Raw genomic sequence first — 20078 nt, 5'->3', positions numbered from 1 at the left:
GATGAACCGCTCCCTTCTGCTACGCGTGTGGACTCTCGCGTGGTTGACCGCCATCTGGGTTCTGTTGTGGGGCAACGTCTCTGCCGCGAACATCCTCGGCGGCATCGCGGTGGGACTGCTCATCATGGTGCTGCTGCCGTTGCCTCGCGTTCCCGTCGAGGGCCGCATCCACGTGTTCTCACTCGTCAAGCTGGCCGTCGTATTTCTCTACTACGCAATGGAATCGAGCTTCAGCGTGGCCTGGTTGGCCATCCGGCCCAAGGCTCCACCGGTCACCGGGGTGCTGCGCTGCCGTATCGCGATCAAGTCCGATCTGGTGCTCACCCTGTTCGTCGACGCGATGAATCTCGTGCCCGGCACCATGGTGCTCGAAATAGACCGGACCAGACGCCTGCTGTACGTGCACGTGTTGGACATGGGCACCCAGAAGGCCGTCGACGGTTTCTACGCCTACGTACGAAACATGGAGAAGCTCTTCATCGCCGCGTTCGAGCGAGACTCCGACTGGAAGCCGAGCCCGTTGCACTTCCAGGAGTACGAGCAGTACCACGGAGTGCTCGGCGACGATCCGATCCCGGTCGATTCGGACGCGCCTCGGGACGACAAGAAGACCGACGACAAGAGGAAGGGGGACTGGTCGTGACCGTCGTACTGGCGATTGCCGGAGCCCTCCTGATCGGTGCCGCGATTCTCACCGCGTACCGATTGCTCGACGGACCGAGCACGCTCGACCGTCTCGTCGCGATGGACACGATCCTCGCCGTCTCGATGTGCGGTCTCGGCGTGTGGGCCGTATACAGCCGCGACACCACCCTCGTACCGGCCATCGTCGCGCTGTCACTGGTCAGCTTCGTCGGGTCGGTCAGCATCGCACGATTCAGGGTGAGGGACGAATGAACAACACAGTGAGGGACGAATGAGCACCGTAGCCCAGGTCATTTCTTCCGTCTTCATCCTGTTCGGAGCCCTGCTCGCCTTCACCGCGGCGGTGGGCATCGTGCGCTTTCCCGACACCCTCTCGCGGATGCACGCGGCCACCAAGCCACAGGTGGTCGGGCTGATCATGGTTCTGATCGGGGCCATCATCAGCCTGCGCGGCAACGTCGACATCTGGATGCTGGTGCTGGTGGGCATCTTCACCCTGGTCACCGCTCCGGTCATCGCACACACGGTCGGCCGCGTCGCCTACCGCGAACAGCGCGGCCGCGACGGACTGCTGATCGTCAACGAGATGGAACCGAACGAATCGGACCAGTAGGCGAGCGGATCAGGATCGGAGGTCGGTGACCAACGATTCGACGACGGCTCGCAGGTCGCCGCCCGATTGCGCGGCCACCGCCCGCTGACGTTGGTACGACGCCCCCCGCCGGGGAATGTCGGCCACTGCTGCCAGTTCGTCGACGCAGTTCAGTCGGACGGCCGTCGGCGTCAGCTTCTCGAGCAGATCGTGCAGATCGTCGGTGACCAGCCGTTCGTTGCTGTCGGAGTCGAGGATGATCTCGGCATCGAGGCCGTATCGGGCGGCCCGCCACTTGTTCTCCTGGACGTGCCACGGCGGTATCGACGGCAGGGTCTCACCCGCTTCGAGACGTTCGTCGAGATGGACGATGAGGCAGTGTGTCAACGCGACGAGAGCCGCGAGCTCCCGCTTGGTCGACGCCCCGTCGCACACCCGAACCTCGATCGTGCCCCACTTGGGAGCAGGACGGATGTCCCAGTGCATACCGCCGAGCTGCTCGATGACGCCGGTCTTGAGCTGATCACGGACGAAGCCCTCGAACTGCGACCAGTCCTCGAACTGGAACGGCAGACCGGCGGTCGGCAGCTGCTGGAACATCAGTGCCCTGTTGCTGGCGTAGCCGGTGTCGTTGCCCGCCCAGATCGGTGAGGACGCCGACAGCGCCAGCAGGTGCGGGTACTGCAGCAGCAGCGAGTTGAGAATGGGAAAGACCTTGTCGGGAGACGACACACCCACGTGCACGTGCACACCCCAGATCAGCATCTGCCGACCCCACCACTGGGTACGAGCGATCAGCTCGTCGTAGCTCGGAGAACTGGTGAGCTGCTGGGTGGACCACTCGGCGAACGGATGAGTGCCCGCCGAGAACAGATCGATGCCCAATGGGTCCGCGGCGCGCCGCACCAACTCCAGGGAGCCGCCGAGGTCCTCCATGGCCTCCCCGACGTTCTCGCACACTCCGGTGACGAGTTCGACGGTGTTGCGCAGCAGTTCCTTGGTCACCCGCGGGGTGTCCCCGGCGAGATCGCGGACACCGTCCATGACCGCCTCGGCGGAGTTGACCAGGTCCCGCGTGTTCTTGTCGACCAGCGCGATCTCCCACTCGACGCCGAGCGTCGGGCGCGGTGAACTCGCGAAGTCGATCCGGGGAGCGTTCAAACTACTGCAGTACCGCGCATGCCGCCCGCGAGCCGGCGTCGCCGGTCATCAGAGTCGTCATGTCCGGCACAGCGGCACCGTCGGGCAGGGTGTATCGCGGCGGGATGTTGGCGAAGTTGTCGGCACCCTCGTGCACGATCACCGAGGTTCCGGCACCGTCCGCACGCAGATCGTCGAGTGTGATCGCGTCCGTGGTGGTGACGAGCATTCCGGTGCCGTCCTCGCCGACCTGGATGGACGTCAGATCACCGCTGGCCGGGTGCTCCGTGCGGCCGTCGACCTGCAGGTGACCACCCGCGGACAGGAACGCGCCCGGATCTCCGCCGGTCGGTGCCACGGAGTTCGGCTCGCAGGCGGCGACGGCATGGACGTGGAAGCCGTGGAAGCCGGGGGTCATGCCCTCGACCTCGGCGGTGACGGTGAGCTTGTCGCCCTCGGCCGCGAACGAGACCGTGCCCACCTCGGCACCGCCGGCGTCGCGCAGTGTGCCCTCGATGGTGTCGCCGGAGCCCGACTCGGCCGGGCCGTCACCCGCCACGGCTTCTGCCGACGGATCGGCCTCGCCGGTCCAGACCGGAGGGACGGTTCCGGGGACATCGGACGGAACCTCGCCGTTGCTGCAGGCGGAGAGCCCGAGCGCCGCGATCGCGAGGACCGGGGCCACGTAACGCAACGATCGGGTCGCAGCAGTGCGTCGCTTGAACATGTCCATCGGAAATCGCTCCTCTTTCAGGCAGTTTCGCCGGGCTCGAAAATGATAACGTGCCGACCGATTCAGCCGAATCGGGCACGGAAGTCGATGCTGTGCAACTGGCCGCTGCAGGACTACTGAGTCACGATGACGACGACGCCTGCCGTGGATTCGAGTGAGGTCGGCTTGGGTTCGGCCGGGACTCCGAGCTGCGTGGCGATCGTCTGCGCGGCCTGTTCCTCGCCTGCCGCGGTGCCGTAGTACACCGCGGTCTGAGCGAACTGGGCTTCGCTGAAGTTGCCGGTCTCGGCGACGGTCCATCCCTCGGCGGTCAACGTACTTGCGGTGCCTGCCGCGAGACCGGAGATGTTGGAGTTGTTCAGAACCCGCACTTCGACGTCGGCGGGGGTGCCCGAGGTGGTGGTGGTCGGCGCGCTGCTGGTGGTCGCGTCACCTGCCGGCACCTGAGCGGCCGGAGCCTGTGCGGTGGGTGCTACCGCAGCCGGTGCACTCATCGTCTCGGCGGCGGGCTCGGCGGCCGAGTTGTCGGAATCGGAACCCGTCAGCGACAACGCGCCGATCGCCGCGAACAGGATCGCGAGCGAGATCAACACCATGGCCAGGGCACGGAGTGGTGGCCCGGTCTGTTCCGGGTTCGGGCTGCTCACGTAGTCGACCCTAGCCGACCGTCGACGGCGACCCAGCACACGGAACTCGAGGACCTGCTCAGACGTCGAACCCGAGTCGACGTGCCGCACGAGCCTTCTGCCGACTCGCACGCAACCGGCGCAGGCGCTTGACCAGCATCGGATCAGCGGCAAGTGCCTCGGGACGATCGACCAACGCGTTCAGGATCTGGTAGTAGCGGGTTGCCGACATGGAGAAGAGTTCCTTGATGGCCTCTTCCTTCGCCCCGGCGTACTTCCACCACTGCCGCTCGAAGGACAGGATGTCGTGCTCTCGTCGACTCAGTCCGTCCGCACCGACCTCGTTCGGATCCTGTGAGCCGTCCGAACTTCCCGGTTGCTGAGACTGGTTCGAGTCACGCGCTGCTGCGCCGTCCATCCCACTCCTCGACTTCTCGACTTCCTCGGGTCTGCAGGATCACCCACCCGGAGAAATCTGCTTCCCCCAGCACTGCCGGCACCCAAAGGAGCACCGACCGAATTACACGGTTGTACTTCGGGGATCATTCAACCACGTTCGACGGCTCGAGCACGGCTCCCGCGAGGTACCGGCGCGTGGCGTGTTCGGCGAACACCGGCAGCGAACCCGACCACATGCGCCACCTACTATCCTTGTCGACCATGGCAATTCTTCCCATCCGGATCGTCGGCGATCCGGTGCTGCACACCGCAACCGCACCCGTCACCGAGTCACCCGCCGAGCTGGCCGAGCTGATCGCCGACATGTACGAGACGTTGGCCGCCGCGAACGGCGTCGGTCTCGCCGCGAATCAGGTGGGCGTCGGCAAGCGTCTGTTCATCTACGACTGCCCCGATCAAGGCGAGGACGGCAAGATCTTCCGCCGCCGCGGCGAGGTCGTCAACCCGGTGCTCGAGACGTCGGAAATTCCGGAGACGATGCCCGATCCCGATGACGACGACGAGGGCTGCCTGTCCGTTCCCGGCGAGCAGCACCCCACCGGGCGCGCCGAGTGGGCTCGGGTGACCGGTACGGACGCCAAGGGTGATCCCGTCGACATCGAGGGCCGCGGCTTCTTCGCTCGGATGCTCCAGCACGAGGTGGGTCATCTCGACGGTTTCCTCTACACCGACGTGCTCATCGGACGGCATGCGCGGGCGGCCAAGAAGGCCATCAAGCGCGCCGGGTGGGGCGTGCCCGGACTGAGCTGGACACCCGGCACGGTGGACGACCCGTTCGGCCACGACGACGAGGACGACGACTGACCGTCCCGGTGGGTACGCGGGTGATGCTTCGCTATCGGTTGCCACCCGGCCAGACCCACCCGATGACGGACGTGATCGGTGAACTGGTGTCCAGTGACGCCGGCGCGGTCTCGGTGCGCGGCCGGGACGGCACACTGGTTCAGGTTGCCGCCGACCGAGTCGTGGCGTTGAAACCCCTGGGGCCCAGGCCGATTCGAACCTCGGAGATCCGCTCGCTCGAAGCCGCCGCTGCCGACGGCTGGCCTGGCGTCGAGCGGGAATGGATCGACGGCTGGCAACTGCGTTTCGGTCACGGGTTCACCGGCCGCGCCAATTCGGCCGTGCCGCTCGAGCCCGGAGCGTCGACGGCACCAGAGACGCTGGCGCGCATCACAGCCCGATACGCCGCTCGCGGATTACCGCCGACGCTCGCCCTTCCCGATCGCCTCGGCACTCCTCCGGCGGGTTGGTCGACGTACAACGAAAGTGCCGTCATGGCGGCAGACATCTCCGATCTCGTTCTACGCGAGGGTGACTCGGCGATCACCGTCACCTCGGAACCGTCACGACAGTGGTTGGATCGCCTGTACTACCAGGGCCACGCGGCTCCCGCGGGCGCAGCGGAGGTGGTCTCGGCGGTTCGGGGCGGAACCCTCGGTTTCGGGATGATCGGCGCGCGCTCGTCGTCGGTAGCCGCGGTCGGTCGTGCCGCGGTGACCACCGCCCCGGACGGTCGCTGCTGGGTGGGACTGACCTCGCTCTGGGTCTCCCCCGAGCATCGGCGCAACGGGCTCGGCACCCTGATGTGCGGAGAACTGGTGCGCTGGGGACGCGAGCACGGCGCGACGCACTCGTACCTGCAGGTGGCGGTCGAGAACACCCGAGCCGTTGCCCTGTACCGAGACCTCGGCTTCGCCGACCATCATCGCTATCGCTATGCCCGGCCCGAGAGCGCGATGGGTCCGAACCCTGTCGGGGCCGTTCGATAGGGTTCCTCTCCGTGCGCTTGGCTACTTGGAATGTGAACTCCGTCCGCTCTCGTCAGGATCGAATCGTCGATTGGCTGCAGCGATCCGATGTCGATGTCCTGGCGATGCAGGAAACCAAGTGCAAGGACGCACAGTTTCCCTACGAGCGGTTCACCGATATCGGGTACGAGGTGGCCCACGTCGGGTTGAGTCAGTGGAACGGCGTCGCGATCGCATCCCGCGTCGGCCTGGACGATGTCCAGGTCGGCTTCGAGGATCAGCCCGGGTTCAGCAAGGATCCCGAGATCGACCCCGCCCAGGAGGCGCGCGCCATCGGGGCCACGTGCGACGGGGTGCGCGTGTGGAGCCTGTACGTGCCGAACGGCCGCGAGCTCGCCGATCCGCACTACACCTACAAGCTCGAGTGGCTCGCCGCGCTGAAGGCCGACGCGCAGGCATGGGTGGCAGCGGATCCGCAGGCGCAGATCGCACTCGTGGGCGACTGGAACATCGCGCCCACCGACGACGACGTCTGGGATCCGGCTCTGTTCGAGGGCAAGACCCACACCTCGCAGGCCGAGCGCGACGCCTTCACCGCGTTCGGTGACGCCGGCTTCACCGAGGTGACGCGGCAGTTCACCCCCGAGCCCAGGACGTACACGTACTGGGACTACACGCAGTTGCGGTTCCCCAAGAAGCAGGGTCTGCGCATTGATATGGCGTTGACCTCCCCGGCTCTGGCGGTTCGGGTGACCGGTGCGTCGATCGACCGCGAGGAGCGCAAGGGCAAGGGAGCCAGCGATCACGCTCCGGTGATCGTGGAGATCGGCTGAGCAGCGTCTGCCGACCTGTTCGCCACGGCCCTGGCGGCAACAATCGCCCCGACGGCGATCAGCACTCCGTGCGCGATCCGCACGGCCGGCGGGGTGTAGAACTGCGGGAGAAACAGCACGAAACCTGCAGCGAGCATCGCGGCATAGCGGTTGCGTAGAGCGAATGCCACCAGCCCGACGCCGATCAGCACCAGTCCGAGCCCGAACATGACGGACTGCACGAGCGAGTACCGAATCGGGTCGGCGAGATCGATCAGGCCCGGGTTCGCGTTCTGTACGGCATCGACACCCAGCGCATGCAGGGCAAAGGTTTCTGCGCCGTAGTATGGCAGCACCAACCCGACGCCGATCCAGGTGGTCACGACCGCAAGATCGGACCGTCGACCGGCGTAGAGCACGGTCAGAGCGAGCGCGACGAAGCCGAGCATGGCGAAGGTGTGGGCGAGCACCCAATTCGAGGATGCGAACGCGTCGGCTCCCGCGGTGCCTTCCTCGTCCGAGTAGGGGCGAAGTGCGGGATATGCGGCGAACATGACTCCGACGAACAGATACAGAGCTACACGCATCGGTAAAGCCAACCTTTCGAGAGCGGCGCTCTCCACAGGAAGCAGTATTCACTCGATGCGTCAACAAAACAAGAGCACTGCTCTCTATTCGGCGATCAGATCCAGGAATTCCTCGTGCTGCGCCAGATAGCGCCGGACGTAGGTGCAGATCGGGACGATGCGCCACTGTCGATCGCGAGCGGTGTTGAGCGAGGCTCGCACCAGCACTCCCGCCCACCCGCGGTCGCCGTATTCCTCTTTGACGACGGTGTGCATGAGTGCGACGACCGGGCCGACGCCGCCGTCGTCGCCCTCACCGAAGCGATATCCGAGAATGCCGACGAGTTCGTCGTCGACGAAAAGATCGAACCTGTTGTGATCGACGTCGTCCTCGATGCGAACGACGGGTCGATCGACCGAGGCAACCGCGTCGACTCGTCGAGGAAGTATGTGACTCATGTCACTTATGAGACCAGTGTTGTCCATGTGGCGCGAGCCGAGTGCCTCGATCGTCGCCGAGTCGTGCCCTGAATGTGACCGGTCGACAACTCGGGAAAGAAACGTCAGAGCGCGACGAGCATGTCGTTGTACTCCGGGTTGGCCGCGGCGAAGCGCTGCACGTACGTGCAGACTGGCTTGACCTTCCAGCCGTAGGACCGAGCACTGTCGAGCGCGCGACGCACCAGAATGCCGGCCAGTCCTTGATGACCGAAGTCCTCGGTGACGACCGTGTGCATGAACGACACGACATGAGTACGCGTCGCGCGCGAGCCGTTTCCCTCGACCTCGTAGAAGCCGACGATCCCGACGAGATCGCCGTTGAGTCGAAGCTCGAACCGGTTCTGGTCTTTGTTGATCGAGACATCAGCGCTAGGAGAACTTGCCAGCATGGGACGCCTCCTTCGCTGTGTGTGGAGTGATGAACGAGTGAAACCGATGTGACGTGTACCACTATTAAACATGCGCACGGTGGGTCTGTCACCTTTTCTACCAACAAACCTTCGGATGCGTAGGTTCGTCCGCCGAACACGACAACAATGCTGGTACGGATCATAAGTGACCCTGTTCGACGTTGTGATACAACAACATTCAAGGCCAGCCCATATTTTCGCCATCTGCTCGGCAATCCGTGTCGACGGCAGCGACCCCCCGTCTCTCCGCCCGCCGGTACTGTCTTCTCTCGTGAAGTTCCTACCGCTCACGCCCAACGGCGAGACTCCCGTCCGCGCGCTGACCATCGCCGGAACCGACTCCGGCGGCGGAGCCGGAATTCAGGCGGACAGTCGAACGATGGCCTTGCTGGGTGTCCACGCCTGCGTCGCCGTCGCTGCGGTCACGGTCCAGAACACCGTTGGCGTGACGGGCTTCCACGAGATTCCGCCGGACGTCGTCGCTGCGCAGGTTCGCTCCGTCGTCTCCGACATCGGGGTCGGCGCAGCGAAGACCGGAATGCTGGCCTCCACCGCGATCATCGAAGCTGTCACGGCCGTGTGCACCGAGGTGGGTATCGGCCGAGATCAGCCGGTTCCCCTGGTCGTCGATCCGGTGTGCGCGTCGATGCACGGTGACCCACTGCTGCACGCCGAAGCCCTCGACGCCATCCGCCACACCCTCTTTCCCATCGCCTCGCTGGTCACCCCCAACCTCGACGAGGTTCGGCTCATCACCGGCATCGACGTGGTCGACGACTCGAGCGCGCACCGCGCCGCGGAGGCCCTGCACGGGTTGGGCGCGCAGTGGGCCCTGGTCAAGGGCGGTCACCTGCGGACGTCTACGCACAGCACCGACCTGCTGTTCGACGGCGACACCTTCCTCGAGTTCACCAGCGAGCGCATCGACACCGGCAACGATCACGGCGGCGGCGATACCCTCGCCGCATCGATCGCGTCGGCGCTGGCACACGGCTATTCCATGCCCGACGCGGTCGCGTTCGGCAAGGAGTGGGTCACCCGCTGCCTGGCCGCGTCCTACGATCTTGGCGCGGGCCACGGACCTGTGTCACCGCTGTGGCGACTGCACGAGTCGGAGGATGCGTAGGTCGTCGGGTGCGCCCTTGATCTTCGGAGCGAAGAAGCTGCGGCGATAGGGCTTGGAGACCACATGCAAGGCGTCGAGCACCTCCGGCGGGACCGCCTCGAGGGCAGTCGCGGAGATCATCACGTTGCCGTTGCCGCCGGTCTGCATCACCCGGGCGGCGACGGTGACGTCGACGCCCAGCCAGTCCGATCCCACCTGACGCGGGCTACCGGTGTGGATGCCGACGCGCATCGTCGGGGTGTAGCCGTCGACGTCGACGCCCTTCAGTGCCTCTCGGGCCGCGAAGACCGCGTCGACTGCTTTGCCCGCGTCGGCGAACACCGCCATGATGCCGTCGCCCAGCCTCTTGACGACGTGGCCGCCGCGGAATGCGACCTCGGGTTCGACGGCCTTGGAGACCTTGCGCAGCAACGTCAGGGTCGCGGTGTCGCCGGCCCGGAGCGACCAGGACGAGAACCCGACGAGGTCGGTGAAGACGATGGTGACATCGTGCTCACCGCGGCCTCGGCCTGCGCGTTCGAGGATCGCCTGCCACAGCTGCAGCGCCCCGAGACCCACTTCGCGGGACGCGCCGGGTTCGTCGTCGAGTCCGTTCGCAGCCAGGAACCTGTCGGCGACGCGGGCGACGGCCAGGGCTCGGCCCGGACCGTCGATCGACAGGGGATCGCCGAACGTGGGGTCACCCGGTAGTGCGCGGCGCACGCGCCGAACCGCCCCGACCACCGCGGGCGCTCGGTTGGTGGTGCGGACCCACTCCACGACCGAGGAGACGACTGCGTTCACAGCATCGAGCGTAACCCACAGTTACACATACTTTCCCTCACCCTTCGGCGCGCGCGGCCTCGCGCTCGGCACCCACCGGAACCCCGTTGGGGCCCTCCACCGACTGCGCGTAGACGCCGATGCCGTAGGCCACGGCCGCACCGTTCTTCGCCAGTGCGGCGCGGTCGACGTTCGCCAGGGTGTCCTGGTCGGTGTGATAGTTCTCGTCGAACGTCTGATCCGCGGTGCCGCCCCACTTCTCGGCCTGCGCTGCGGTCTTGTTCTCGTCCGCTCCGCTGAACACGCCGCCGGCGGGGATGCCGACCTCGATGAACGGGCCGTAGTCCGAGCGACCGTCGAAATCGGTCCCGTCGACGGCTACGCCCTCCTCGGCCAGTCGCTCGACGAAAGTGCGCTCGATGGCGTCGGATCCGGCCGGTCCGGCGGGCTCACCCACCTGGTCGGAGTCGTCTCCGTCGTAGGCGAGGTATCCGGCGTTGTGCGAGCCGATCATGTCGAAGTTCAAGTACAGCGCGATGTTTCGCTTGTCCTCGTCGGACAGGCCCTCGACGTACTTGGTGGAACCGACGAGTCCGTTCTCCTCGGCACCCCAGAACGCGAAACGCACCGCGTTGGTGATCTCGGGGGCGCTGCCCATCTGCAGTGCGGTCTCGAGGACTGCCGCCGTTCCGGTTCCGTTGTCGTTGATGCCGGGGCCCTCAGGGACGCTGTCGAGATGGGCACCGGTGACCACGACGTTCTCGGTCGAACCGGTGGTGGTCTGCGCAATGATGTTGCGACTGGTGGTCGTTTCGGTTTCGGTGACGAGCGTCAGCGTCACCTCGGGTGCGGCGAGAACGGCCGCGCCGTCCTCCTGGCTGACACCGCCGGTCGGGATCCGGGCGGTGTCGGCGTCGCCGAGCGTGCCCGAATCGAGCGGTCCCGGTTCGTTGTTGACGATGATCGCGGCGGCCGCTCCCAGTTCTGCTGCGACGGTTTGCTTCACGCCGAACGGGCACACTCCGCGCGGCACCACCGCGACGGCTCCGGCCAGGTCGAGGCCGGTGTAATCGGCTGCCTCGCAGCCGTCCGCACCGGCGGGAGCGCCGACAACGCGCGCGGTGATCCCCTCGGCGGTGGTGGTCGGCGAGTAACTGAGTGCGAACACCGGAATCTCGGTGCCCGCGAGCGACAGGGTTTGGGTCTGCGCCTCGAAGGTCTCGAACTCGAATTCCGGGGTGGTGACCTCGAACCCGGCCGATTCGAGTTGCGAGACAACATAATCGACACTGGCGTCGTAGCCGGCGGTGCCTGCGGCGCGGTTTCCGTCGTGGTCGGCGGCGATTGATTCCAACTGTTCGAGGTGCCCCACCAAGGCCTCCTCGGTGACCGCGGCAGACAGGCCGGGCCCGTCGGGTGTCGCGAAAACTCTGGCCGGTTCCTCGTCCGAGGTGGACGAGCAACCGGCCAGAATCAAGACAGTGACAGCGCTACCTGCAAGTAGGGAAATCCGCATAGCGGACACCCTACCGGCGAGTGGCGTCAGGCGTCCCGACGATTGACGACGAACACCGCTGCCCCGAAGATCACCGCGGTGAACGCGACGAAGTAGATCAGTCCGCCGATCGGGCCCCAGTGGAAGTCGATTCCGCCGTCGGAGCCGAGGAAGTGATTGGCATTGAGGAACGGTAGGAACGGCTGGATCTTCGCCCCGACGTTCGGAATGAGGCCGACGAGATTCTCGATCAGCAGCGGCCACAGCAGCAGGATCGCGATCGCACCGGCCGACTGTCGGACGAGAGCGCCGACGCCGATCGCGAGAACGACCTGCAGGAACGCCAGAATGGCGGTGCCGTACAGAACGCGCCACGTACCGTCCACGTCGAATCCGAGCAATACGCCCGCCTGTTCACCGGCCAGAGCCTTGGCGATGACGAGCCCGAGCACCGCAAGAGCGAACGACAGGACAGCGCCGTATACGCCCACCAACAGCGCCTTCGCGCCCAGAACCGATCCCCTGTTGGTCACCGCCTGGAACGTGGTGCGGATGATCCCGAACCGGTATTCGCTGGTCACGGTCAACGCGGCCAGGATCATCAGCACCATGGCACCGAACGTGCCGACTCCGACTCCGACGACATCGGCGGCGGTCGTGGGCGGAATACCCTCGGGCGCGTCGAGGCTCAGGGCCGACTTCGCAGCCCAACCCAGAATGGCCGCGAACCCGAGACCGAGCACCACGATGATCGCGCTGCACCACCACGGCGACTTGGTCGAGGTGAACTTGATTCTCTCTGCTGCCAAGACGCCCATCAGAGTGCACCGCCCATCGCTTGCTGAGTGTTGGGAGTGTCGGCTCCCGCGCCGTGATACTGCACTGTGTCTCCGGTGAGTTTCATGAATGCTTCCTCGAGCGAGCCTCGCTGGGAGGCCAACTCGTGCAATGTGATTCCGGCTCGGCCGGCAATGTCGCCGATCGCGTCGGTGGTCGAGTTCAGCACCACGAGCGAGGGCTGAAGTTCGTCGGTCCTGTCCGGCTCGCGCACGGTCAGACCGGCCGTGGTCAACGCCTGGCGCAGACCGTCGAGCTGCGGGCTGCGGACGCGCACCGACGCCTCGGAGGCGTGGTCGATGAATTCCTGCACCGACGAATCGGAGATCAGCTTGCCACGTCCGATGACGATGAGATGTTCGGCCGTCTGCGCCATCTCCGAGAGCAGGTGGCTCGAGACCAGGACCGTGCGGCCCTCGGCTGCCAAGCGCTGCATGAACTTTCGGATCCAGACGATGCCCTCGGGATCGAGTCCGTTGACCGGCTCGTCGAACAGCAACACCTTGGGGTCACCGAGCAACGCGCCCGCGAGTCCGAGCCGCTGCGACATGCCGAGCGAGAACCCGCCCGCATTCTTCTTCGCGACCTCCGACAGTCCCACCAGACGCAGCACCTCGTCGACACGCGACTTGGGGATGCCGTTGGAGGCCGCCATCCACTCGAGATGTGCACGCGCCGAACGGTTCGGGTGCACCCACTTGGCGTCGAGCAGAGCGCCGACGGTACGCAGTGGCTGCTTGAGCTGGCTGTAGTTCTTGCCCTCGATGGTCGCCGTTCCCTTGGTGGGGCGGTCGAGGCCGAGGATCATCCGCATGGTCGTCGACTTGCCTGCGCCGTTGGGGCCCAGGAAGCCGGTCACGATGCCGGGTCTGATGGTGAAGGTGAGGTTGTCGACCGCCGTCACCGCGCCGTATTGCTTGGTCAGTCCTGTCACTTCGATCATGGGTACAACTGTCCCCCATCGACAGCGTCCGCACATCGACCCACAGTCGCCGATTGCATCATCCTTTCGGATGACACACACCCTGAGACAGTCGGTCACACGGGCGCGGAGTCACAGGGGCCGCGGAGTCACGGGGGTCACACACCCACAGCCGCAAACGCGCGCGCATTCGTCAGCCGCGCGCGCAATCGCCCACCTATCCGCCACTATTCCGCGCGCGTTCCGCAAAAGCGCGCGCGTTTGCGGAAAAGCAGAACCACAAACAAGAGCTACGCCGACGACCCAGCAGCCGCTTGGGCGAGCCCGAGCCACACACCCACAGCCGCAAACGCGCGCGCATTCGTCAGGCGCTCGCGCAATCGCCCACCTATCCGCCACTATTCCGCGCGCCTTCCGCAAAAGCGCGCGCGTTTGCCGGAAAAGCAGCACCACGAACAAGAGCTACGTCGACGACACAGCGGTCACATGGGCGAGCCCGACCCACACACCCGCCGCCGGCAAACGCGCGCGCATTCGTCACGTGCGCGCGCAATCGCCCACCTAACCGCCACTATTCCGCGCGCCTTCCGCAAACGCGCGCGCGTTTGCCGGAAAAGCAGGACCACAAACAAGAGCTACGCCGATGACACAGCGGTCACATGGGCGAGCTGGCCTGCGCCCAGAATCGTTTCGGAATGCGGCCGGCATGTCGGGCCTGGTATCCCGCCGCCACCGCGTTCCGCATCGCCCACGCCATCAGCGCCGGGTCCTTCGCCCGGGTCACTGCGGTCGCGAGCAGCACCGCGTCGCAGCCGAGTTCCATCGCGAGGGTGGCGTCGCTGGCGGTGCCGATGCCCGCGTCGAGGATCACCGGAACCGATGCGGCGTCGACGATCATCTCGATGTTGTGGGGGTTTGCGATGCCGAGGCCGGTGCCGATGGGTGAGCCGAGCGGCATGACGGCCACGCAGCCGATGTCCTCGAGCCGCTTGGCCAGCACCGGGTCGTCGGTGGTGTACGGGAGAACCTGGAAGCCGTCGTCCACGAGTTGTTCTGCGGCCGTGACCAATTCGATGGCGTCGGGCAGCAGGGTTCGCTCGTCGGCGATCACTTCGAGTTTCACCCAGTCGGTCTCGAGCGCCTCACGGCCCAGTTGCGCGGTGAGCACTGCTTCGGCCGCGCCGCGGCAGCCTGCGGTGTTGGGCAGCGGGGCGATGTTCAACCGGCGCAGCAGATCCAGCACTCCCGTCCCACCGGCGGCGTCGACGCGGCGCATCGCAACGGTGGTCAGTTCGGTTCCCGACGCGACGAGGGCGTCCTCGAGTACCGCGAGATTCGCTGCTCCTCCGGTGCCGGTGATGAGCCGGGAGGCGAAAGTGCGATCGGCGATGGTGAGTGCGCTATCCACCCTGTACCGCCGTGAGAATGTCGATGGTCCAACCCTTTTCGACGCTGGTGCTGTCCCAGCGGCTCTTGGGCAGCACGGCACCGTCGACGGCGACGGCGATGCCCTTCTCGGGCATGCCCAGGAATTCGAGCAGCCGACGCATGGTCATGTCCTCGGTGAGCAGGTGGTCTTCACCGTTGACGGTGATACCGATCGCGACCTGTGTCATGGTGTCCTCTCGATCTGCGGAAATCTCTGGGGGTCGGCTGCTTTCGCCTCGGGTAGCGTCTCGCCGGACACCAGTGCGGCGACGGCGTCGGCGGTGATGGGGGCGAGCAGGATGCCGTTGCGTCCGTGTCCGGTCGCGGCGATCAACCGGGGAGACAGCCTGCCGATCAGCGGTAACCCGTCCGGGCTCATCGGCCGCAGGCCCGCAGCGGTTTCGTACAGTTCGTACTCGCCGATGCTCGGCATGAGTCGTTCGGCGTCGGCGATGAGGTCTCGCACCCCGGCGACGGTGACCTGGGTGTCCTGACCGGATTCGTATTGGGTTGCGCCGACGACCAATCCGTCGCCGCGCGGTACCAGGTAGATCGCGCGGCCGTGCACGGTTCCACGGACGGTGCGCGATGGCGGCGGTGCGGCGCTCGGCCGTCGTCGCAGTCGCAGGATCTCGCCTTTGACCGGCCGGACGGGCAGCGTGGGCCACAATGCGGCCGACTGTGCCCCGGCGGCCAGGACCACCTGATCGGCGTCGGGCACGGTCTCCACCGGGGTGGTCACCAACTCGACTCCCGCGTCCCGGCACCCCTGCTCGAGCGCGGCGATCAGCGCCCGATTGTCCACCGACAACTCGGTCGGAGCCAGCAGGCCCAGTCGGATGTTCTGCGCCAGTGCAGGTTCGAGCTCACGCAGCTGTGCGCGGCCGAGAATCTCGAGTTCGTGTCCCTGTTCGCCCACCCATTCGGCGATGGTTCGTAGGTCGGCGGCATCGGCCGAGTCGAGGGCAACCGTCACCGATCCGGTTGCGGAGAACACCGAGGGTCCGGGGAGGCGTCGGGCGAAGTCCGGCCACCTCGCCAGCGACGCAGCGCCCAGGTGCAGCAGTTCGTGTTCGCCGGGCCAGCCCTCGGACAGCGGTGCCAGCATGCCGCCTGCGACCCAGGATGCGCCCTTGCCGAGCGCGGGATCGTGCACCACCACTCGGTGACCGTCCTGGCTCAGGCGCAGTGCCGTCGACAACCCGATGACGCCTCCGCCGATAACGACGATGTGCACGCGATTCACGTCCTCACTCCCTGCGCCCGCATGATCGGGTTCAGGTATTGACGGTAAGGGCGGCGAACCCACTCTCAGCCCCACGATCCTCGGGACTCCCGCGATTTCTCGGCCACTCCGTCGTCGGTGGCGGCCTCCATGAGAATACAGTTCGCTTTGTGCATCCATCTCAGACCGCCCGCAACCAGACTCCCCGTGAGCGTCTTGCGTCCGCTCGCCTGTACCTGTGTACCGATGCCAGGCGCGACAAGGGCGACCTCGCGCAGTTCGCCGAGGCCGCGTTGTCCGGTGGCGTCGACATCATCCAGCTGCGTGACAAGAATTCCGCAGGCGAGCGCGAGTTCGGGCCCCTCGAGGCCAAGGACGAGCTCGCGGCGCTGGCGATTCTGCTCGCTGCGACCAAGCGGCACGGTGCGCTGCTGGCGGTCAACGACCGTGCGGATCTGGCGTTGGCCTCGGGCGCGGATGTGCTGCACCTCGGTCAGGGTGATCTGCCGGTGCACTACGCGCGGCAGATCCTGGGGCCGGATGTGGTGATCGGCCGCTCGACGCAGAACCGGGCCCAGTCCTCGCTCGCCGCGATCGAGGACGGCGTCGACTACTTCGCCGTCGGGCCGGTGTGGCCGACGCCCACCAAGCCCAACCGCAAGGCCGCGGGGCTCGAGACTCTGCGGGCGACGGCGGACGCGCTGCCGGAACGGCCGTGGTTCGCCATCGGCGGCGTCGACGCGACCAATGTCGATCAGGTTCGGGCCGCCGGTGCCGATCGCATCGTCGTGGTCCGCGCGATCACCGAGGCGCGGGATCCACAGGCCGCAGCCCGGGACTTGGTCCGAGCACTGCAGGCCTAGAGCCAACCCAGTACTGCGGACGGCGTCAGGACCTGCACCGATTCCGGCAGCCGGTCGCGTAGTCCGCGGTCGGCGGTGACGAGCGCGGTCAGGTCTCCGTCGATGTGGGCCTGCTCGGCCAAGGTGTCGTCGCCACTGCCGTCGGCGAGAATCGTGCGGGTGCGGGGGTCGTCCACCACGGCGTCCCTGGCCCGGCCTTCGAGCACGGCGTCGATGCGGGTGAGCCAGCCGTACTGACCGCTGGGCAGTTCGACGGTGCGAGGCAGCGTCTCGGCGAGCGAGGTCAGCAGTGCGCTCGTCGACCCGGTGCGGTCCTTCCACCATCCGTTCGGCCGGGACCCCAGCACGTTGGCGGTGTCGAGCAGCACCCGCAGCGGCACGGTACGCAGCGACGGCCAGCTCGACGCGAAGCCCGGGTGCAAGGGGAGTTCGTCGACGACCGACTCCGGCACCCAGCGCAGCTCGGTGCTCTCCCCGTTGGGCACGGTGGTCAACGGATGATCGGTGTCGGCGACGACGGTGGTGTACGACCAGCCGCTGTCGACACTCGCGGTGACGCGCTCGCTGCGAACACTGACCTGTTCGGCCGTGATGCCGGCTTCTTCGTGGGCCTCGCGCACCGCCGCGTGCGCCGTGCTCTCGTGGGAATCGCGGGCTCCGCCGGGCAGTGCCCACGTTCCGCCCTGGTGACTCCACAGGGCACGGTGCTGCAGCAACACCATCGGCTCGCCTGCGTCGGACGGTGCGCGCAGCAACAGGCCGGCGGCACCGTGCCTTCCCCAGTGCCGAGTGCCGTTCTCGCCGATCACCCAGCCGTCGCCGTCACCACGCATGCTCACCACCCTAGGTGAATCACCTGCCTGTAGTGGCTGCAGTACCGTCCGCCTACTTATATGCTCGGGTGCGTGATCGCGGCCGGTATTACCCCCTCCGCTGCCGTCCCCCCGACAACGGCCACACACGTCGGTGTCGCTGCAGGCAAGCCACCGGTTCGCTACACGATGCGCTCGACGCCCGCGCGGTTGGTCGCGATGGGAATCGCGCTGGTGGTGCTCGCGTTGACGGTCGGAAATCTTGCGTCCACGGCCGTGACCGATCGGGTCGACACCCTCGGCACCCTGTTGGTGCGCACCGAGCCCTTCGCGAACTCGGCGCAGAATCTGTACGGGGCTCTGTCGGTGGCCGACGCGGCCGCGGCCACCGCGTTCATCGCCGGTGGTCTCGAACCGCCCGAGGTACGCGAGCGCTACTCGCAGGCGCTCGGCGAGGCGTCGTCCGAGCTGATCGCGGCCTCGGCCGGGGTGACCGAGAACGACGCGGCCACCAGCGCGGTGCTCACCCAGATCGCCGCCGGGTTGCCGGTGTACAGCGGTCTGGTCGAGACTGCGCGAGCCAACAACCGCAGCGGAAATCCGGTGGGCGCGGCGTATCTCGGCGAGGCGTCGACCATGATGCAGTCGAGTTTGCTCCCGCTGGCCGAGAAGTTGTACACCGAACAGGCGTCGCGAGTCTCGGCCGATCAGGAACGATTCACCAGTCCTCCACTGTTCGCGATCGGCTCGCTGGTGTTCCTGTTGCTGATGACCGGCCTGGCTCAGTGGTATCTGTCGCGGACCACCCGCCGAACGTTGAACGCCGGATTCCTCACTGCCACAGTTGCTGTCGCCGGACTGCTCGGCTGGATGCTGGTGGTGGGACTGATTTCCTCGATCGCCACCGATCGTGCGATCGACCGTGGAGTGTCCCCGTTGAAGTCCTACACGACGGGTTTCATTCTGGCGCAACAGGCCAGAGCGGACGAGACACTCGACCTCGCTCGTCGTGGCGGCGGCCAGGATTACGGAGAATCGTTCGACGCCAACGTCTCTCGGCTCACCGAGATGTTCCAGGGCGACACCACGGTGATCGATGCACTGAACACGTGGTCGGTCTCGCACTCGAGGATCGACTCCGCCCTCGAGGTCGGCGATTTCAACGGCGCGGTCTCCATTGCCACCGGCTCGGGCGAGTCCGATTCGGCGGCCGCGTTCACCGCGCTCGACAGTGTTCTGGTCGACGGAATCGAGAACGCGCGAAGCGAACTGCGGTCTAACATCGACCGATCGGTGTGGGTGCTGTCCGGACTGTCGAACGGTGCCTACGTGCTCACCGTCTTCGCGTCGGTCGCCTTCGGTATCGGCCTTTTCCCGAGGCTGCGTGAGTACCTGTGAAACGTCTACTTGCCGTTGGCATTCTGGTCACCTCCCTGGTGGTCGGCTGCGCCACGCCGGAAAACGCTCCGCCGCAAGCGGAGACGACGTTCACCGAACCGCCGCTACCGGACGGCGCGTCCGTCGCCGCCCGCCCCACCGAGAGTCCCGCCGACGACGAGTGCGCGCGCCCCACTGCCAGCCTGCGCCCGCTGCAGACAGGCACCGATGCTCCGCCGCCACCACAACCGACCGTCGACGCATTGCGCGCCAAGGGCCGGTTGGTCGTCGGGTTGGACACGGGCAGCAATCTTTTCAGCTTCCGTGATCCGATGACCGGCCAGCTGGTCGGGTTCGATGTCGACATCGCGCGGGAAGTCTCACGAGATCTGTTCGGCGATCCGAATCGATTGGACTTTCGCATCCTCACCTCTGCGCAGCGGCTCGAAGCTCTGCAGGATTCTTCGGTGGACATGGTGGTCAAGACCATGACCATCACGTGTGCTCGCCGCAAGGATGTCCAGTTCTCCACCGTGTACTTCCAAGCGCAGCACCGTGTTCTGGTGGTACAGGGATCGGGCATCCGCGGTGTCGAGGATCTGGCAGGCAAGAGAGTGTGCGCAGTGGAGGGCACCACCTCGCTGCGACGCGTTCAACGCGTCCAACCCGCCGCGACGGTGGTGACGGTGCCGATGTGGTCGGATTGCCTTGTGGTGCTGCAGCAACGGCAGGTCGACGCCATCAGCACCGACGACGCGATCCTCGCCGGTCTCGCCGCTCAGGATCCCTACCTCGAGATCGTCGGTGACAGCCTGAGCCCGGAGCCGTACGGGGTGGGGATCAACAAGAACAACGAGGATCTGGTGCGCTTCGTCAACGGGACGTTGGCGCGCATCCGCTCCGACGGCACCTGGAATCGCATCTACGATCGTTGGCTGACGGTGCTCGGTCCCTCCCCCGGTCCGCCCAGCGCGACGTACAGCGATTAGGGGGCCT

At 66.4% G+C, this 20078-nt stretch carries 25 protein-coding genes; 10 read left to right on the top strand and 15 right to left on the bottom strand.

What is annotated here, in order from left to right:
• Position 1: 1 nt before the first annotated feature.
• The 3 genes from NY08_RS21815 to mnhG are packed head-to-tail and all read left to right on the top strand — an operon-like array spanning position 2 to position 1258.
• Positions 2–643, top strand: a complete 642-nt coding sequence (locus NY08_RS21815; RefSeq protein ID WP_306436883.1) for a Na+/H+ antiporter subunit E — start codon at positions 2–4, stop codon at positions 641–643.
• A complete protein-coding gene (locus NY08_RS21810) occupies positions 640–897 on the top strand; it encodes a monovalent cation/H+ antiporter complex subunit F (protein ID WP_032393772.1) in 258 nt (85 codons plus the stop codon). Before NY08_RS21815 ends, NY08_RS21810 begins: the two co-directional genes overlap by 4 nt.
• A 19-nt stretch (positions 898–916) precedes the next feature.
• Positions 917–1258, top strand: coding sequence for a monovalent cation/H(+) antiporter subunit G (mnhG, locus tag NY08_RS21805; RefSeq protein ID WP_032393771.1), 342 nt, complete (start codon positions 917–919; stop codon positions 1256–1258).
• 9 nt (positions 1259–1267) lie between these two features.
• Here the strand turns inward: mnhG and NY08_RS21800 are convergent, their stop codons facing one another.
• The 4 genes from NY08_RS21800 to NY08_RS21785 form a co-directional block, all read right to left on the bottom strand.
• Entirely contained in the window at positions 1268–2398 is a 1131-nt protein-coding gene (locus NY08_RS21800; RefSeq protein ID WP_230596607.1) for a glutamate--cysteine ligase, read from the bottom strand.
• 1 nt (position 2399) lies between these two features.
• Complete coding sequence (gene sodC / locus NY08_RS21795; RefSeq protein ID WP_045198742.1) at positions 2400–3110, bottom strand: superoxide dismutase[Cu-Zn]; 711 nt, start codon at positions 3108–3110, stop codon at positions 2400–2402.
• 113 nt (positions 3111–3223) lie between these two features.
• A complete protein-coding gene (locus NY08_RS21790; protein WP_235386993.1) occupies positions 3224–3757 on the bottom strand; it encodes a LytR C-terminal domain-containing protein in 534 nt (177 codons plus the stop codon).
• A 58-nt stretch (positions 3758–3815) separates the two neighbouring features.
• Entirely contained in the window at positions 3816–4154 is a 339-nt protein-coding gene (locus tag NY08_RS21785; RefSeq protein ID WP_032393769.1) for a DUF3263 domain-containing protein, read from the bottom strand.
• Between the two features lie 242 nt (positions 4155–4396).
• On the opposite strand from NY08_RS21785, the gene NY08_RS21780 reads away from it, so the two are divergent.
• From NY08_RS21780 to NY08_RS21770, 3 genes are read left to right on the top strand one after another with little or no spacing between them, the layout of a single operon-like run.
• Positions 4397–4999 carry a peptide deformylase gene (locus NY08_RS21780; RefSeq protein WP_032393768.1) on the top strand — a complete coding sequence of 201 codons (603 nt, stop codon included), beginning with the start codon at positions 4397–4399 and terminating at the stop codon, positions 4997–4999.
• Positions 4996–5967 carry an N-acetylglutamate synthase, CG3035 family gene (locus tag NY08_RS21775; protein ID WP_442970850.1) on the top strand — a complete coding sequence of 324 codons (972 nt, stop codon included), beginning with the start codon at positions 4996–4998 and terminating at the stop codon, positions 5965–5967. Before NY08_RS21780 ends, NY08_RS21775 begins: the two co-directional genes overlap by 4 nt.
• A gap of 11 nt (positions 5968–5978) precedes the next feature.
• Positions 5979–6779: an exodeoxyribonuclease III gene (locus NY08_RS21770; RefSeq protein WP_045198738.1), complete on the top strand. Its 801-nt coding sequence runs from the start codon at positions 5979–5981 to the stop codon at positions 6777–6779.
• On the opposite strand, the gene NY08_RS21765 is transcribed toward NY08_RS21770, so the two are convergent.
• The 3 genes from NY08_RS21765 to NY08_RS21755 form a co-directional block, all read right to left on the bottom strand.
• Positions 6749–7345 carry a hypothetical protein gene (locus tag NY08_RS21765; RefSeq protein WP_045198736.1) on the bottom strand — a complete coding sequence of 199 codons (597 nt, stop codon included), beginning with the start codon at positions 7343–7345 and terminating at the stop codon, positions 6749–6751. The genes NY08_RS21770 and NY08_RS21765 overlap by 31 nt on opposite strands.
• 84 nt (positions 7346–7429) lie before the next feature.
• The gene (locus tag NY08_RS21760) at positions 7430–7783 is read right to left on the bottom strand and encodes a GNAT family N-acetyltransferase (protein WP_045200939.1); all 354 of its coding nucleotides are present in this window, start codon (positions 7781–7783) and stop codon (positions 7430–7432) included.
• A 104-nt stretch (positions 7784–7887) separates the two neighbouring features.
• A complete protein-coding gene (locus NY08_RS21755) occupies positions 7888–8214 on the bottom strand; it encodes a GNAT family N-acetyltransferase (RefSeq protein ID WP_032393766.1) in 327 nt (108 codons plus the stop codon).
• A 292-nt stretch (positions 8215–8506) separates the two neighbouring features.
• Here NY08_RS21755 and thiD point away from each other — a divergent pair, with 292 nt between their 5' ends.
• Complete coding sequence (thiD, locus tag NY08_RS21750; RefSeq protein WP_032393765.1) at positions 8507–9361, top strand: bifunctional hydroxymethylpyrimidine kinase/phosphomethylpyrimidine kinase; 855 nt, start codon at positions 8507–8509, stop codon at positions 9359–9361.
• Here thiD and NY08_RS21745 read toward each other — a convergent pair.
• The 7 genes from NY08_RS21745 to thiO all read right to left on the bottom strand — a co-directional run bounded on the left by NY08_RS21745 (position 9323) and on the right by thiO (position 16042).
• Positions 9323–10144, bottom strand: coding sequence for an adenylate/guanylate cyclase domain-containing protein (locus NY08_RS21745; RefSeq protein WP_045198734.1), 822 nt, complete (start codon positions 10142–10144; stop codon positions 9323–9325). The genes thiD and NY08_RS21745 overlap by 39 nt on opposite strands.
• A 37-nt stretch (positions 10145–10181) precedes the next feature.
• The gene (locus tag NY08_RS21740; protein WP_045198733.1) at positions 10182–11639 is read right to left on the bottom strand and encodes a M28 family peptidase; all 1458 of its coding nucleotides are present in this window, start codon (positions 11637–11639) and stop codon (positions 10182–10184) included.
• 26 nt (positions 11640–11665) lie between these two features.
• Entirely contained in the window at positions 11666–12436 is a 771-nt protein-coding gene (locus NY08_RS21735) for an ABC transporter permease (protein ID WP_045198732.1), read from the bottom strand.
• Positions 12436–13398, bottom strand: a complete 963-nt coding sequence (locus NY08_RS21730) for an ABC transporter ATP-binding protein (protein ID WP_032393761.1) — start codon at positions 13396–13398, stop codon at positions 12436–12438. The genes NY08_RS21735 and NY08_RS21730 overlap by 1 nt, the downstream gene beginning before the upstream one ends.
• Positions 13399–14032: 634 nt before the next feature.
• The gene (locus NY08_RS21725) at positions 14033–14785 is read right to left on the bottom strand and encodes a thiazole synthase (protein ID WP_045198731.1); all 753 of its coding nucleotides are present in this window, start codon (positions 14783–14785) and stop codon (positions 14033–14035) included.
• The gene (gene thiS / locus NY08_RS21720; RefSeq protein WP_032393759.1) at positions 14778–14993 is read right to left on the bottom strand and encodes a sulfur carrier protein ThiS; all 216 of its coding nucleotides are present in this window, start codon (positions 14991–14993) and stop codon (positions 14778–14780) included. Before thiS ends, NY08_RS21725 begins: the two co-directional genes overlap by 8 nt.
• Positions 14990–16042 (bottom strand): glycine oxidase ThiO, encoded by a 1053-nt coding sequence (thiO, locus tag NY08_RS21715; protein WP_082074071.1) that lies wholly within the window; start codon positions 16040–16042, stop codon positions 14990–14992. Before thiO ends, thiS begins: the two co-directional genes overlap by 4 nt.
• Positions 16043–16200: 158 nt before the next feature.
• Between thiO and thiE the strand changes: the two genes are divergently transcribed.
• Positions 16201–16893 carry a thiamine phosphate synthase gene (gene thiE, locus NY08_RS21710; protein WP_032393757.1) on the top strand — a complete coding sequence of 231 codons (693 nt, stop codon included), beginning with the start codon at positions 16201–16203 and terminating at the stop codon, positions 16891–16893.
• Here the strand turns inward: thiE and NY08_RS21705 are convergent.
• On the bottom strand, positions 16890–17726 hold the full coding sequence (locus tag NY08_RS21705; RefSeq protein WP_045200938.1) for an NUDIX hydrolase: 837 nt from the start codon (positions 17724–17726) through the stop codon (positions 16890–16892). The two genes, thiE and NY08_RS21705, sit on opposite strands and share 4 nt — an antisense overlap.
• Positions 17727–17798: 72 nt before the next feature.
• Here NY08_RS21705 and NY08_RS21700 point away from each other — a divergent pair, with 72 nt between their 5' ends.
• Positions 17799–19103, top strand: coding sequence for a hypothetical protein (locus tag NY08_RS21700; RefSeq protein ID WP_032394126.1), 1305 nt, complete (start codon positions 17799–17801; stop codon positions 19101–19103).
• The gene (locus tag NY08_RS21695; protein ID WP_032393756.1) at positions 19100–20071 is read left to right on the top strand and encodes a glutamate ABC transporter substrate-binding protein; all 972 of its coding nucleotides are present in this window, start codon (positions 19100–19102) and stop codon (positions 20069–20071) included. The genes NY08_RS21700 and NY08_RS21695 overlap by 4 nt, the downstream gene beginning before the upstream one ends.
• Positions 20072–20078: the final 7 nt, after the last annotated feature.

This window comes from Rhodococcus sp. B7740 (genome assembly GCF_000954115.1).
Classification (GTDB): domain Bacteria; phylum Actinomycetota; class Actinomycetes; order Mycobacteriales; family Mycobacteriaceae; genus Rhodococcoides.
Note: the sequence above shows the minus strand (reverse complement) of the source record. Positions and strands in the feature narration are given on the sequence as shown.